The organism is Paenibacillus pseudetheri (assembly GCF_924513355.1).
Taxonomy (GTDB): domain Bacteria; phylum Bacillota; class Bacilli; order Paenibacillales; family Paenibacillaceae; genus Paenibacillus_AQ; species Paenibacillus_AQ pseudetheri.
On sequence record NZ_CAKMAB010000057.1, the window covers coordinates 1 to 14,024 of the forward strand.

A 14,024-nucleotide genomic window follows, 5' to 3' on the forward strand; every position below is an offset into this window, starting at 1 on the left:
GTTTGGTGGCGATAGCGGAGGGGTTCCACACGTACCCATCCCGAACACGACCGTTAAGCCCTCCAGCGCCGATGGTACTTGGACCGAAGGGTCCTGGGAGAGTAGGACGTTGCCAAGCACACGAAGCCATTGTTGATTTATCAACAATGGCTTTTTTGTTCCCTTTATCGTTGAATTTAAATAATGTGGATAAGTTAAGAGGAAATAATGAAAAAATAAAAGTTACTAACATGTGGACGAAAGAATTAAATATATTCAAAATTGAAAGTAGTCCCCAATTTATGTGGATAGAGCAGTAGGATATGTGGATACTTCAAATAAATGCAAGGGTTTTTTGCATTGTAGGGGGATAAACAATGGAGAACAATACTAATCTTGTGTGGATAGAGCAATTTTCTGTTCATGCGAGCGATACGGATTATCGATCGCAGGGCAAGTTATCCTTTATTCTGGATATTATGCAATGCGCTGCAGACTTCGCAGTGGGTAATTTGGGGATAAGTATGGAAGAGATTTTGAATGCAGGAATGGGCTGGATGATGATTACGTTAGATCTTGATTTTAAGCGTATTCCTCGCCCAAATGATGTGCTTAGCGTACATACCTGGAGTAAAGGTACTAAAGGGGCTTTATGGCAACGGGATTATCGTATTTTCGATGCAGATCATATAGAGATTGCCACAGCGCGTTCTATATGGGCTTTAGTAGATATTGAGAAGAGAAAAATACTCAGACCGAACGCTCTTCCAGTTCAGGTTAAGCACTATAATGGCGATTCAGTAGGCGATATGCCTGTTAAGGTAACGATCCCTACTGATATTACTATGGAAGAAGTTTATCGGTATCAGGTAAGATATAGTGGGCTGGATAGCAACGGACATTTGAATAATGCCCGATACGGGGATTTATGTTGTGATGCACTCAGTTTAGCGGAATGGGATAATGTAGAGTTCACACGCTTCCGGATTACTTATCTACAAGAAGCTAAGTTCGGGGATGAACTGACTATTTTACGTTCAGCTGTAACGGATGATGGTATATATGTACGCGGTCAGAATAGTGATACTGTATTTTTTGAAGCATGTGTAGCGTTAAAAAGTGTCAATTAGTCCAAAAAAAGCAAGTTATTTATATATATGGAATATTATTATAAAAGCGATTTCTCCGAACATCAATCGGGGCAGTCGCTTTTTTTATTGAAAAACGGATGATGCTTATAACATATTTGGAAATTTTTTTAGCCTGTCACAATTAAAGGGATCACATTCGTTATATAGTTGTAGTCAATAACAAGGAGGTGATTCTTTGGAACGTCGCAGCCCCGGGGCCCAAGTGAATCAAACAATAATTGAAGAGGCTATCATTGATCAGGTTCTTGCGGGTAACCGCGAGGCCTATAGAACCATAATACAAGCCTATGAAAGAAAGATTTATACTTATTGCTATTATATTTTGAGAAGTCATGAAGAAGCAGAGGATGCTGTGCAAGATATATTTGTAAAAGTGTATCAGGAACTTAGACGTTATGAGAAACGAGTCTCTTTTAATTCATGGCTGTATAAAGTGGCCTATCATCATTGTCTGGATCAGGTTCGCAAACGCAAGAGATGGAACAGACTGATTAAGCTTTATACAGCACTGCAAACCAAGACTTATTATGAACTTAACGATGAATCTCCGGTAGAGCAACTGTTTAGCAATCTCTCAACAGAAGAGAGTAACATGCTAATCCTTAAAGTGGTAGAGCAATATAGCTTTGAAGAAATGGGCCAGATCATGGGTTGTAGCCCGTCAATGCTGCGTAAGAGGTATGAACGGTTACGTAAAAAGCTTGTTTCAGAAAAAATGTATGAGGGAGGAAAACATCTTGATGAAGTGGCAAAATCGAACTGAAGAGCAGAGGTTTCAGCAGATTGCTGAGACAGTCCAAAGTCATGAAATGCCGATAACTAGCTATGGTGATCAAATAATGAATCGAATTGAGAAGATGGAAGTTCGGGGAAATCGGCAAAAGAACACAAACGGCAAGTTGTTTAAGAAAACGTTGATTGCGGCCTGCACAGCTGCGGTAGTTGGAACTTTGATAATTGGAACTGGTTTAGTATCTCCCGCCTGGGCAGACAAGCTGAGCCAGGTTCCTATTCTGGGAAGTATTTTTAGTAGTTTAGATGATTCGGGACTGAAGAATGCTGCTGAAAAAGGACTTACAACTAATCCAGACGTTAGTATTACTCATGATGGAGTAACCTTGAAAATTAGTGATGTAATGTATGATGGTACACGTCTGGTTTTGGGGTTCGAAAGAGAAGGTATTAATAACGATCTCGTAATGGCTAAGATAACGAACTTTTGGAATAATGATTTTGATCAATCTGTAAAAGGGTTGCTTGGTATGCCTGTAGTAAAACTCCCTAGTGGGAAAGAAGTGACGTTTGGTTCTTCAAGAACAGGCGATATCTACGGGCAACCGAACACACTTTTACTAGAGCTTAATGAGGTTAAAAACACCGAGGAGTTTGGGGATGAATTTGAGGTAAGTGTAAGTGTGCCCGCAGCCCAAATCGAAGAGCCATTTGTATTTCAAGTACCCGTGAAAAAAGTAACGGAGGAGGCTATAAGGCTTACCCCAGATCAAACAAAGAGCAGAGGTGCGTTTAGTTATACCGTTAAGAATCTAGATATTACACCAGCGACGACTAGAATAGTTATTAATAGTACGGGGGAAGTTCCAGTATCGCCAGAACAAAAAGGGGAGTATAGTCCAACGGAAGTGTTTTATCAGATCGAAGATGATCAAGGGAACATCATTGAGCCATACAATCAGGGATATGATATGTATCCGGCTATACCACATCTTATAGTAGATAAAATATATGCTGCGTTCTCAGAAACACCGAAATACGTAACCATCAAGCCGTATACCTGTACGTTTGATAAGGATTTGAACCTTTTGAAAGATGCTGATGGACAAAGAATAAAAACGTTCTACGAAGAGCTTGAACTAACGATTCAGATTCAATAAGAACTAGTACCTGTTGATCCAATAAACCAAGCAAAGTCCGTGTCTGCATAGCAGATACGGACTTTTTTATAGAAACTCTAATGGAATGTAGATTTCACTCACCGAGTTTTCGTTATCTGGTCCAAAGTACAATTAACCATAATATTCCAATTCAAATGGAATGGACATCCTGTATTCTGTTTTTGGCAGCCAGATTCCGTAAATATATTTATAAGTAGAAGGGATATCACAAGAACGGCCCTTGTGGATGAATTTTAAATAGCGCATAGGTGGCAAGATTTGAATGGGTAATTCTCGATTGTTGTTCGTATATTTAGGGTTTAACTGACAAGCACACATGATGGAAAATCCATTACTTTCATAATCGTCTGGCCAGAAGCCAAGCTGATAATATTTTTCGGGAAGTATTCTATCAGATATAGAAGCTACCTTGCTGAAAAGCAAAGGCCAAGTCTCGGCGATGACGGAGAAGTCATGCTCTACTTTAACTACGGGTCCCTGAAGTATGATTTCCCCGAAATCAACAAGTTGTGGGACGATGTCACTATCCGGAGTTATTTTAAGCAAATCCTGTTCATACAGCCTAGGCAACAAAGGGAGCTTTGTTTCAGTGAGTCTTTTGCGCACATGAGAGGGAGTCGTGTGTAGCATTCTTTTGAAAGCACGAGTAAAGGTCTCATAGTTACTGAAGTTATAGTCTAATGAGATGTCCTGGAGTGAACGTTCTGGCATTCGCTGAATGTCCAAGGCTGCCTCAGTGATTTTGCGTCTGGCTATATAGTCGCCGGGTGCTATCCCAGTGACTGCTTGAAATAGGCGGGTGAAATGATAAAGGGAGTATCCCATTTCTTTGGAGAGGACAGCTACAGGAAGAAACGTTGTTAAGCGATTCTCAATGAGATCTAATGCTTGGACTATTAATTGACGATTGTTCAAGTGATGTCCTCCCCTAACAGTTTATAGAGATGGTGTCCAGTTGCCCCAATTAGCAGCCCAACCAGGTACGGTTACCTCCATTACGCGATCTGCACTAGGAAAATAGGCTTTGATGTCGAGAATTGGTGTGCCAGGATAGGTATCAAGTCCAGCCACCTCTACGATGCCAGAAGCTTCATCGACAGACAGGAGTGCTGCTACACTAAGCCCAATTGGATTAGGTCGAATAGGGGAACGGGAAGCAAATACTCCAGTTAATGTCTCATCATAAGGTGGTTGAATCTGTGTAGTCTGGCGGAATTGATCATCTGCAAACTCGTGCAGCCACCAAAGCACTTGGCAATGACTAAATTGAGATAAACCTTTAAGTGCCGGCCTAAATTCCGGTTTGATTTCCAGTCGCAAATTACGTGGCGTACCTGTAACCCAACCTATAGGTACTATATTATAGCTTTCTTGTTCGTTCATTGACTATGACTCCTTTCGGGTATCAGATATTATTTAGTGTATAACGGAGTGACCCGGTAAAGCCTGACGATATTTGCTAACATTCATTTAATGATATAATGAAATTTGATGTGGAAAGGGGAACATTATGAAGACATTAGTATTGGCGGAGAAGCCATCTGTTGCACGCGAGATTGCACGAGTCATGGGATGTAATAATAAACAGAAGAGTTATATTGAAGGTCCAAAATATGTGGTTACCTGGGCGCTTGGTCACTTGGTCGGCCTGGCAGAGCCTGAGGATTATAATAAAAAGTTTGCAACTTGGGCCTTGGAGGATTTGCCGATTTTGCCGGAGAAGGCAAAGCTGAAGGTGCTGCGTGAGACCAACCAGCAATACAAAGCTGTTCAACATCTAATGAAGCGTCAGGACATTGAGGAGCTTATCGTTGCTACAGATGCTGCTCGTGAAGGAGAGCTGCTGGCACGCTGGATTATGAATATGGCAGGGTGGAAAAAGCCTTTCCGGCGGCTGTGGATATCCTCGCAGACTGATAAGGCGATTAAAGAGGGATTCGCAAAACTCCGCCCTGGTCGGGAATTTGATCGGTTGTATGAATCTGCACGTTGCCGCGCAGAGGCGGATTGGATGATTGGACTGAATGTTACGAGAGCTTTGACATGTAAGTTCGGTTCGCCGCTCTCAGCAGGACGGGTACAAACGCCGACATTAGGGATGATTATGGATCGCGAACAGGAGATTACGGGTTTCCGTTCCGTTGATTTTGAGACGCTGACTGCTGATTTTGGGGATTTCCAAGCGGCATGGCGGGCCAGTAACGGTGATGGTCGGATATTCGAAAAGAACAAGACGGCAAGTCTAAAGGATAAGCTTACTGGTCGCAACGGCCGTATTATTAAGGTACAGAAGAGCGAGAAGAGCGAACAGCATCCTCTTGCTTATGATCTGACTGAATTACAGCGTGATGCGAACCGGAAGTTTGGATTCTCAGCCAAGCAGACCTCCAGTGTGCTTCAACGGCTATATGAGCAGCATAAGCTTGTCACTTACCCGCGTACGGACAGTCGTTACTTAACTTCAGACATGACGGGCACACTTAAGGAAAGATTGGATAGTGTTGCTGTCGGCCCATATGCGGCTTTGGCACGTCCCCTGCTTCGCAAACCGCTGCCGATAACAAAGCGAATCGTGGATGATAGCAAAGTAAGCGATCACCATGCTATTATTCCGACAGAGCAGACCGTATTGTTAAATGGGTTGAGTACTGAAGAACGTAAGCTGTATGATTTGATTGTGCGGCGTTTTATCAGCTTGTTCTACCCACCAGCGCGCTATGATGCGGTAGCTGTCACCGTCAACGTGGAAGGCGAAAGCTTCCATGTCAAAGGGACGACGGTAAAAGATGCCGGTTGGCGTGAAGTGTACGGCGGAGATATGAGTAACGATGACGACGAGGAGCCATCGGACGAGCCAGCAGCTGGGAGTGTGAAGCTACCTGAGCTACGCGAAGGAGCAACTGTCACGATTGGCCGCTGCATGGTTCGTCCTGGACGGACACAGCCACCGAAGCGTTTTAATGAAGCTTCGCTGTTAACGCAAATGGAGAAGCACGGACTGGGAACCCCGGCAACCCGAGCGGATATTATCGAGAAGCTGGTTAGCTCCGATACCATTGAACGCCAAGGGAATCTGCTGCATCCGACGGGTAAAGGCAAGCAGCTTATTGAGTTGGTATCCACACAGCTCCGGACACCAGATCTAACCGCGCGCTGGGAAGCTGAGCTGGAGAAAATAGCGCGTGGTCAAGGCAAACCGGATCTCTTCTTGCAAGGCATCCGCAGTATGGCACAGGAACTGGTAACTGGCGTCAAAACTAGTGGAGCAGAATATAAACCACATAATGTCTCGAACAGTAATTGTCCGGAATGTGGTACAAGACTGCTGGAGAAAAAGAGCAAACGTGGCAAGCTGCTTGTATGCCCTGCAGATAACTGTGGTTATACCCGCGCCGGAGAGAAAAGACTATCGAATCGCCGCTGTCCACAGTGCCATAAGAAAATGGAGCTCAAAGAGGGTAAAGCAGGCATGTTTGTACAATGTTTGGGCTGTGGAATCACAGAAACCTTGGATAAGGATCATAAGCATGTGAATAAACGCGAACAGCAAAAACTGGTGCAGCAATACAGTAAGCAAGAAAGCATTGGCTCTAACCTTGGGGAACTGCTGAAAGCAGCGCTTGAAGGGCAACAGAAGGATAAGTAAAGAGGTTCGAATGTATTGTAATAAAAAGGCTGCTGAGTGTGCTCAGTGGCCTTTTTCTGTCCACGTAAGTTTTTGTGGTCTACAGATAGGCTTTGAATTAGAATGTTAAGCAAATACATAGAGCAGGTGATTAGGGTGGCAGCTGAGCAGCAAGTGGATCCAGTGAAAGCGGCAGATAGCCCACAGGGTCAGGGTAACAGCAGGTTTTTCTTTCTTGTTATTGTATTTATGTTCTGGTTCTCTTCTTATATTTATGTTCCGGTGCTTTCCCCTTACGTGGAGCATTTGGGAGCATCGTATTTTATGGTGGGCATGGTGCTTGGCGTATACGGGTTAATGCAGATTCTGTTCCGACTGCCGATTGGCATCGGTTCGGATTATTTGAACCGGCGTCGTCCGTTTATCTACCTGGGACTGATTGCGAGCGGAGCCAGCTGCTTTCTTTTTATGTGGGGAGCACAGCCTGGGTGGGCATTGGCAGCACGTGCAGTATCCGGTATAGCGGCTTCCGCATGGGTTGTGTACACTGTGATGTTCGCGGGATATTTCCCGAAAGAGGAAGCTGGAAAGGCAATGGGCATGCTGCAATTCACGACGGTAATCGCCCAATTGACCAGTATGATGATCAGTGGCTATATGGTGGAGCATTGGGGCTGGAATACCCCGTTTCTGATTGGTGGAATTGTAGCGATTGCCGCGCTGCTGCTTGCGCTGCGGCTGCCTGAACAAAAACAGGAGAAACGGCAAAGTGCGATCCAGGTTAAGGACTTGGCGGGTGTTATGAAGGAGCCGCTCTTAGTAAGAGTCTCACTGTTGTCTGTGCTGGCACACTGTGTGCTATTCATAACGATGTTCGGATATACGCCAAACCAAGCTCTGAATATCGGAGCAAGTAAAGAAAGCTTGGGCTGGCTGACGCTCGCTTTTATGATCCCGCATGCTGTCGCGACCCTCTATGGCTCACGGACATTTGGTAGGCTGCTAGGAGACCGGGGCACGCTTCTCTTAGGCTTCGCGGGAAGTGCATTGTTTACACTTCTTATTCCTTCAATGCCGACACTAGCGACGCTCTGTCTGACTCAGGTAGGAAACGGATTTATGCAGGGACTTATCTTTCCATTGTTGCTAGGCAAGTCGGTGTCAGAAGTAGATCCATATAAGCGCGCAACAGCTATGGGCTTCTATCAGGCGGTTTATGCTATAGGTATGTCGGCGGGGCCGTTCGTGGCAGGCTGGATGAGCGCTCTGTATGGTTTGACTGGAGGGTTCTGGCTGGGCGGAATTGCGGCGGCGCTGGCTGCGGTGTTGTCATGGATATGGATGAAGGATACGAAGCAGTGAAACGTAAAAGGCGGGTTGCGAAGTTATCAGCGCGTGTAAGGATGATTGGTTTTTTGTGAAAAAGAGGAATATAATAGAGATAGATAGGAAGCAAGGAGGAGAGCCCGGAAGAATGGTCAAGGTTATAATGTTGTGGTTTGTGGTAATTAATATTATCGGATACGTAGTGATGTCCGAAGACAAGAACAAAGCCCGTAAACGGCGAGAACGTGTACCTGAGAAGACACTTTTTCTGCTGGCAGCTATGGGCGGGGCACTAGGCGTGTTGATTGCCATGTATCGTAAGCGCCACAAGACGCGACATATGTCCTTTAGGATCGGAATTCCGTTACTTCTGCTGCTGAATATCTTTTTGTACAGCTATTTTTTAAGGTGATAGTCTTAATGATTACAAACTAGAAAAAGAGGTGGCGTACATGTTATTCTCTAAAATTTTGCTCGCCTATGATGGATCTAAGGCTTCTAATCAAGCATTGGAGCGCGCAATTGAACTCGCAAAAGTAACTCCAGGCTCTACGATGCATGTCGTTCACGCATTTGAATTTCCAAGATTTTTTATCGGAGAAGCTCTAGCACCACTACCGGCTTCAGTAAATAAAGAATATTATGATTTAGCAGTGCAGACTACGGAAGAAGTCAAGGGACGCCTTGAGGCTGAAGGCTTGAATGCTGAGGTTGAGCTACTACAAGGATCTCCCGCTGAAGTGATTTTGAAATATGCTAAGGAACATGCTATAGATGTAATTGTTATCGGCAGCCGCGGACTTGGCGGAATACGTGAATTTGTTCTGGGAAGTGTGAGCCACAATGTAGTACAAAGCGCTCGTATTCCAGTGCTGGTAGTAAAATAATATAGAGTAAAAAGGGACGCTTATGGCGTTCCTTTTTTCAAATATAAGAAAGTATAAGTTTTACGCTTAATATAACATCTGTTGTTAGAACCAAAAGTGTACGGAAAGAAGTCTTTATCATCAAAATAAGTGGCTTTTGAGAATTTAAATACACCTAAAAGCGAACATTAAGTAATTGGTATTTATCAATGTTCGTGTTTGAGTTGACATCCTGTGTAGGGGATTGTTAAACTGATGTCATGAGCAACTCGTATAAAACCGGGGATATGGCCCGGAAGTTTCTACCCGGGAACCGTAAATTACCGGACTACGAGGAAATAGGATGATAGAATGCAGCAATGCGGTCCGGGTAACGGAGTGATGCATTGTGCTGTTTTCCGCACTTAATGCAGCCTAGTGATAGGCACGCGGATTATTGTTTCCTAATTTCTTTACTAGTCCGATCCTCCCGCAGCAAAATGCGTCTGGTCATCGGGCTTTTTTTATTCTAATTCACAAGATAAAGATATCCATACTAGTGACTGGAAGGTAGGTCGAATCATGTCTGTACAGGTAGCTGTTATCATGGGCAGTAAATCGGATTGGGATACGATGGAGCACGCTTGTGCGGTGCTAGAAGAGCTGGGATTATCTTATGAGAAGAAGGTAGTATCTGCGCACCGGACGCCGGACTTGATGTTCAGCTATGCGGAGGAAGCCGCGGGCCGGGGTATTCGTGTCATTATTGCAGGAGCGGGTGGTGCAGCGCATTTACCGGGTATGGTGGCAGCAAAGACGATCCTGCCTGTGATTGGAGTGCCAGTGCAGTCGAAGGCGCTTAATGGGCTGGATTCGCTTCTCTCCATCGTGCAGATGCCAGGAGGCATTCCAGTGGCAACGGTAGCCATTGGTAAGGCAGGGGCCATTAATGCAGGCCTCCTGGCCGCACAGATTATCGGAGCGTTCGATCCAGAAGTGCAGCAGCGCGCGCAGCTGCGGCGGGATGCGATCCGCGACGAAGTCCTTGAAAGCAGCGACAGCTTATGAGACCGGAGGAGCTGAAGCTGCAGGAGGCTGGCGGCGGAAATTCGCCAGCCGCTATGGATGCGTCCGGCACGGACACCGTCCGGACGCTACTGCCCGGCGCGACCGTCGGCGTGCTCGGCGGCGGGCAGCTCGGGCGCATGATGGCGCTGGCTGGCAGCGCCATGGGCTACCGCTTCGTGGCGCTGGACCCTGCGCCGGATGCGCCTAGCGGTCAAGTCACACCGCAGATTACAGCGGCGTATAACGACCGGGACGCGGCGCGGGAGCTAGCCCGCCGCTCGGACGTCATCACGTACGAGTTCGAGAACGTCGACGCGGGCGTTGCCGCGCTGCTGACGGAGGAATCGTACGTGCCGCAGGGCAGCGCGCTGCTGTATACGACGCAGCATCGGCTGCGCGAAAAAGCCGCCATCGAGGCGGCAGGCGTACCCGTCGCCCCGTACCGGAAGGTGGATAGCCTTGCGGAGCTGAAAGTGGCGGCAGCTGAACTTGGACTTCCCTGTGTGCTGAAGACAGCCACAGGCGGTTATGACGGCAAGGGACAAGCCGTGATCCGTCAGGAAGAAGAGCTGGAAGAAGCCTTCCGGCAAGTAGCACCCGGAGCCGTTGTGCCGGAGCTGGTGCTTGAGAAGTTTGTAGCTTTTAAGTGTGAAATATCCGTTGTTGCAGCACGCAGTGCATCTGGAGAGGTTAAGAGCTTCCCGCCTTCTGAGAATATTCATGTGAATAATATTTTACATCTGTCGATTGTGCCTGCAAGAGTGTCAGAGGAGATTCAGCTTAGAGCATGCGAATTGGCAGAGACATTAATCGCTGGACTTGATGCGGTTGGGCTACTGGCGGTGGAAATGTTCGTCACAGAGGACGGAGAATTGTTCGTCAATGAGTTAGCACCAAGGCCGCATAACTCCGGGCATTACACCATGGACGCTTGCGCGACTTCACAGTTCGAACAGCATGTCCGGGCGATTTGTAATCTGCCGCTAGGCGATACAACGCTTTTGACACCTGTAGTTATGGTAAATGTACTAGGCCAGCATTTGGATGGCGCGATTAAAGCGACCTGTACACAGGACGAAAAAGATAATAAGCTGGGTGTTGTACCTAAGCTTCATATATATGGCAAGACTGAGAGTAAGACCGGCCGCAAGATGGGCCATATCAATCTGCTCTGCAAGGATACCGGAGACGGCTTGTCCTGGGTGGAGCAATCTAAACTTTGGAGGAACTAAAGAATATGATCGAACGTTACAGCAGACCTGAGATGCGTGCTATTTGGACGGAGGAAAATAAATTCAAAGCGTGGCTGGAAGTTGAGATTTGTGCTTGTGAAGCATGGGCTGAGCTGGGAGTCATCCCGCATGAAGATGCAGCTAAACTGCGTAAGGACGCTAAATTCGACATCGCACGCATTGATGAAATAGAACAAGAGACACGTCATGACGTTATCGCATTTACACGTGCGGTTTCCGAGAGCCTTGGCGCAGAGCGCAAATGGGTTCACTACGGTCTTACTTCTACTGACGTGGTAGATACGGCGCTAGGTTACTTGCTGCGTCAAGCGAATGAAATTCTTGAGAAGGATATCATCAACTTTATTGAGATCCTTAAAGATAAAGCTATTGCTTACAAGGATACGCCGATGATGGGCCGTACGCATGGTGTTCATGCCGAGCCAACTACCTTTGGTCTGAAAATGGCTCTATGGTACGAAGAAATGAAACGTAACCTGGAGCGTTTCCGCCATGCTGCGAACGGTGTACAGTTCGGAAAAATCTCCGGTGCTGTTGGTACGTACGCTAACATCGATCCTTTCGTAGAAGAATTCGTTTGCCGCAAGCTCGGGACAAGCCCAGCTCCAATCTCTACACAAACGTTACAGCGTGACCGTCATGCTGAATACATGGCTGCTCTTGCTTTGGTAGCAACATCGTTAGACAAATTCGCTACTGAAATCCGCGCTCTGCAAAAGAGTGAGATTCGTGAAGTGGAAGAAGCTTTTGCAAAAGGTCAAAAGGGTTCATCCGCTATGCCTCACAAACGGAACCCCATTGGCTGCGAGAACATTTCCGGTCTGTCCCGCGTCATTCGCGGACATATGGTTACAGCTTACGAGAACGTACCACTCTGGCATGAACGCGATATTTCGCACTCCTCAGTGGAACGTATCATCCTTCCGGATGCGACAATGCTGCTCAACTACATGCTGAACCGTTTCGGTAACATCGTGAAGAACCTGACTGTATTCCCAGAGAATATGAAGCGCAACATGAACCGTACCTTCGGTGTTCCTTTCTCCGGTCGGATCTTGACTAAACTGATCGATAAAGGCCTTAGCCGTGAGCAAGCGTACGATACCGTTCAACCACGTGCGATGCAAGCATGGGAAGAGCAAAAACAATTCCGCGATATCGTGGAAGCTACACCTGAGATTACTAACGTTCTTACCCCGGAAGAAATTGAAGATGCATTTAACCCTTCTTGGCACCTTAAGCATGTGGACACCATCTTCCGCAAGCTAGAGCTGCTCTAAAAAATAGGTGCGTTAATGGTTGGGTCGATAAGGAACGAATTCCTCGGAATGAGACCTTAGAGATCCTAAAAAGATAAGTTAGTGGTGAACTAAGGAACGCTGCAAAAAATGCAAAGCTGGATGGGGGAGCACTGTAGAGGAAGTTTGGAACTGTAGAAGCGTAGCGTTCGCCTTTATCCTCGGATTTCTACCGCGAGAAGCGGTTCAAATTAAGAAATCTGAGGATAACAGCGATCGGAAGTCCAAACATTCCTCGGAAGTGCTTCCTCCTAGACCAGCCCAACTTAGGAAGATCATTAGTTCAAGGGAGGAAAGGTCATGACATCGTCGGCCGTATCCACAGCCGTGGAACTCATCAATGCGCCGCTGCTCTATAAAGGGAAGGTTCGTGAGCTATACGATTTAGGGGAGAATGTACTGATCGTCGTCACGGATCGGATATCTGCTTTTGACTATGTGCTGGACCCAGCGGTACCTGAAAAGGGTAATGTGCTTAACCGTCTGAGTGCGTTCTGGTTCGGAAAGACCAAAGAGCTGATGGAGAACCATGTCGTTCATATCGATGTGGATCTGCTCGGAGACATTGTTGAGGACAAAGAGGCGCTCAGAAACCGTGTTATGGTGGTACGCAAAGCGGAGCGCATTGATATCGAATGTGTTGTGCGTGGGTGCATCACCGGTGGGGGCTGGAGACAGTATCGAGAAACGGGCGAAGTGAATGGTATTGAGCTTCCTAAGAACTTGCGCAAAAATGCGCTGCTGGCACAGCCAATCTTTACCCCTGCGGCTAAAAACGATGTAGGTCATGATGAGGATATTCCTTTTGAAAAAATGCAGGATTTAATCGGTGCTAATCTGGCACTCGAGCTGCAGGAGAAAAGCTTGCAGTTGTTCTCTTTTGCCAGAGAGTATTGTGCTGAGCGGGGAATCATTCTTGCAGATTGTAAATTCGAATTCGGCTTGCTGGATGGCAAGGTGATTCTAATTGATGAGATTTTTACGCCGGATGCTTCACGTTTCTGGGCTAAGGACAAATACGCTCTTGATATCGAAATTGATAGTATGGATAAAGAACCTGTTCGTACGTATCTGTCTGCATCCTCTTGGGATAAAAATAGCAAACCTGATCCACTTCCACTAGAAGTAGTTGAAGAAACAACGCGCCGTTATCTGGACATTTATCATCGTCTTACTGGCAAGTCTTTATAGCTCAACATTGTGTGTTTACTCATGGGAATAAATTAAGTATGTGTTTTTTAAGCTAGAGTTACTTTTAGTAGAGTTTCAGCTTTCAGAAAGTATATACACATAAAAATTTAGGAGGAACTACAAGCATATGTTAAAAGCGACGGTATATGTCACCATCAAGAAAAGCGTTCTCGATCCACAAGGTGTAGCGGTGCAAGGAGCACTTCATTCAGTAGGTTTTCAAGAAGTTGAAAGTTTGCGTATTGGGAAATATATGGAGCTAACTTTGGACACGGATAACCGTGCTGAAGCAGAAGTACGTCTCAAGGAAATGTGCGAAAAGCTACTTGCCAACACGGTGATCGAGGATTACCGCTACGAATTGGAGGACTAAAC

Annotated in this window: 15 protein-coding genes, 1 rRNA gene and 1 riboswitch; of the genes, 14 read left to right on the plus strand and 2 right to left on the minus strand. The window is 46.2% G+C overall.

The annotated features are described in order from the left end of the window. Position 1: 1 nt before the first annotated feature. The 4 genes from rrf to L1028_RS28575 all read left to right on the plus strand — a co-directional run bounded on the left by rrf (position 2) and on the right by L1028_RS28575 (position 3,022). A 5S ribosomal RNA gene (gene rrf, locus L1028_RS28560) occupies positions 2 to 118 on the plus strand. 238 nt (positions 119 to 356) lie between these two features. Beyond that, positions 357 to 1,109 (plus strand): acyl-[acyl-carrier-protein] thioesterase, encoded by a 753-nt coding sequence (locus L1028_RS28565; RefSeq protein WP_234541403.1) that lies wholly within the window; start codon positions 357 to 359, stop codon positions 1,107 to 1,109. Positions 1,110 to 1,305: 196 nt separating this feature from the next. Then, positions 1,306 to 1,893, plus strand: coding sequence for an RNA polymerase sigma factor (locus L1028_RS28570; RefSeq protein ID WP_234541406.1), 588 nt, complete (start codon positions 1,306 to 1,308; stop codon positions 1,891 to 1,893). Beyond that, positions 1,871 to 3,022, plus strand: coding sequence for a DUF4179 domain-containing protein (locus L1028_RS28575; protein WP_234541451.1), 1,152 nt, complete (start codon positions 1,871 to 1,873; stop codon positions 3,020 to 3,022). The genes L1028_RS28570 and L1028_RS28575 overlap by 23 nt, the downstream gene beginning before the upstream one ends. Positions 3,023 to 3,154: 132 nt before the next feature. Here L1028_RS28575 and L1028_RS28580 read toward each other — a convergent pair whose 3' ends face one another. Next, entirely contained in the window at positions 3,155 to 3,958 is an 804-nt protein-coding gene (locus L1028_RS28580; RefSeq protein WP_234541407.1) for an AraC family transcriptional regulator, read from the minus strand. A gap of 21 nt (positions 3,959 to 3,979) precedes the next feature. Then, complete coding sequence (gene tsaA / locus L1028_RS28585; RefSeq protein WP_234541410.1) at positions 3,980 to 4,426, minus strand: tRNA (N6-threonylcarbamoyladenosine(37)-N6)-methyltransferase TrmO; 447 nt, start codon at positions 4,424 to 4,426, stop codon at positions 3,980 to 3,982. Between the two features lie 127 nt (positions 4,427 to 4,553). Between tsaA and L1028_RS28590 the strand changes: the two genes are divergently transcribed. The 10 genes from L1028_RS28590 to purS all read left to right on the plus strand — a co-directional run bounded on the left by L1028_RS28590 (position 4,554) and on the right by purS (position 14,022). Beyond that, entirely contained in the window at positions 4,554 to 6,689 is a 2,136-nt protein-coding gene (locus L1028_RS28590; protein ID WP_234541412.1) for a DNA topoisomerase III, read from the plus strand. Positions 6,690 to 6,824: 135 nt separating this feature from the next. Then, on the plus strand, positions 6,825 to 8,030 hold the full coding sequence (locus L1028_RS28595) for an MFS transporter (RefSeq protein ID WP_234541415.1): 1,206 nt from the start codon (positions 6,825 to 6,827) through the stop codon (positions 8,028 to 8,030). 112 nt (positions 8,031 to 8,142) lie between these two features. After that, positions 8,143 to 8,406, plus strand: a complete 264-nt coding sequence (locus L1028_RS28600) for a DUF1294 domain-containing protein (protein ID WP_042193264.1) — start codon at positions 8,143 to 8,145, stop codon at positions 8,404 to 8,406. Between the two features lie 40 nt (positions 8,407 to 8,446). Further along, on the plus strand, positions 8,447 to 8,881 hold the full coding sequence (locus L1028_RS28605) for a universal stress protein (RefSeq protein WP_042184737.1): 435 nt from the start codon (positions 8,447 to 8,449) through the stop codon (positions 8,879 to 8,881). A gap of 228 nt (positions 8,882 to 9,109) precedes the next feature. Then, positions 9,110 to 9,211, plus strand: a riboswitch (purine riboswitch). 210 nt (positions 9,212 to 9,421) lie between these two features. Continuing rightward, entirely contained in the window at positions 9,422 to 9,907 is a 486-nt protein-coding gene (gene purE, locus L1028_RS28610) for a 5-(carboxyamino)imidazole ribonucleotide mutase (RefSeq protein ID WP_042184739.1), read from the plus strand. Beyond that, a complete protein-coding gene (locus L1028_RS28615; RefSeq protein WP_234541418.1) occupies positions 9,864 to 10,115 on the plus strand; it encodes a hypothetical protein in 252 nt (83 codons plus the stop codon). Before purE ends, L1028_RS28615 begins: the two co-directional genes overlap by 44 nt. Continuing rightward, positions 10,018 to 11,139: a 5-(carboxyamino)imidazole ribonucleotide synthase gene (purK, locus tag L1028_RS28620; RefSeq protein WP_234541419.1), complete on the plus strand. Its 1,122-nt coding sequence runs from the start codon at positions 10,018 to 10,020 to the stop codon at positions 11,137 to 11,139. Before L1028_RS28615 ends, purK begins: the two co-directional genes overlap by 98 nt. 5 nt (positions 11,140 to 11,144) lie before the next feature. After that, positions 11,145 to 12,440, plus strand: a complete 1,296-nt coding sequence (purB, locus tag L1028_RS28625; protein ID WP_076275258.1) for an adenylosuccinate lyase — start codon at positions 11,145 to 11,147, stop codon at positions 12,438 to 12,440. A 318-nt stretch (positions 12,441 to 12,758) separates the two neighbouring features. Then, on the plus strand, positions 12,759 to 13,649 hold the full coding sequence (locus L1028_RS28630; protein ID WP_234541421.1) for a phosphoribosylaminoimidazolesuccinocarboxamide synthase: 891 nt from the start codon (positions 12,759 to 12,761) through the stop codon (positions 13,647 to 13,649). Between the two features lie 127 nt (positions 13,650 to 13,776). Then, on the plus strand, positions 13,777 to 14,022 hold the full coding sequence (purS, locus tag L1028_RS28635) for a phosphoribosylformylglycinamidine synthase subunit PurS (RefSeq protein WP_036680912.1): 246 nt from the start codon (positions 13,777 to 13,779) through the stop codon (positions 14,020 to 14,022). Positions 14,023 to 14,024: the final 2 nt, after the last annotated feature.

Coding starts and splice junctions, on each gene's coding strand:
- L1028_RS28590 (WP_234541412.1), top strand. CDS start 4,554: ATGAAGACATTAGTATTGGCGGAGAAGCCATCTGTTGCACGCGAGATT.
- L1028_RS28565 (WP_234541403.1), top strand. CDS start 357: ATGGAGAACAATACTAATCTTGTGTGGATAGAGCAATTTTCTGTTCAT.
- tsaA (WP_234541410.1), bottom strand. CDS start 4,426: ATGAACGAACAAGAAAGCTATAATATAGTACCTATAGGTTGGGTTACA.
- L1028_RS28605 (WP_042184737.1), top strand. CDS start 8,447: ATGTTATTCTCTAAAATTTTGCTCGCCTATGATGGATCTAAGGCTTCT.
- purB (WP_076275258.1), top strand. CDS start 11,145: ATGATCGAACGTTACAGCAGACCTGAGATGCGTGCTATTTGGACGGAG.
- L1028_RS28575 (WP_234541451.1), top strand. CDS start 1,871: ATGAAGTGGCAAAATCGAACTGAAGAGCAGAGGTTTCAGCAGATTGCT.
- L1028_RS28615 (WP_234541418.1), top strand. CDS start 9,864: ATGCGATCCGCGACGAAGTCCTTGAAAGCAGCGACAGCTTATGAGACC.
- L1028_RS28600 (WP_042193264.1), top strand. CDS start 8,143: ATGGTCAAGGTTATAATGTTGTGGTTTGTGGTAATTAATATTATCGGA.
- purS (WP_036680912.1), top strand. CDS start 13,777: ATGTTAAAAGCGACGGTATATGTCACCATCAAGAAAAGCGTTCTCGAT.
- purE (WP_042184739.1), top strand. CDS start 9,422: ATGTCTGTACAGGTAGCTGTTATCATGGGCAGTAAATCGGATTGGGAT.
- L1028_RS28630 (WP_234541421.1), top strand. CDS start 12,759: ATGACATCGTCGGCCGTATCCACAGCCGTGGAACTCATCAATGCGCCG.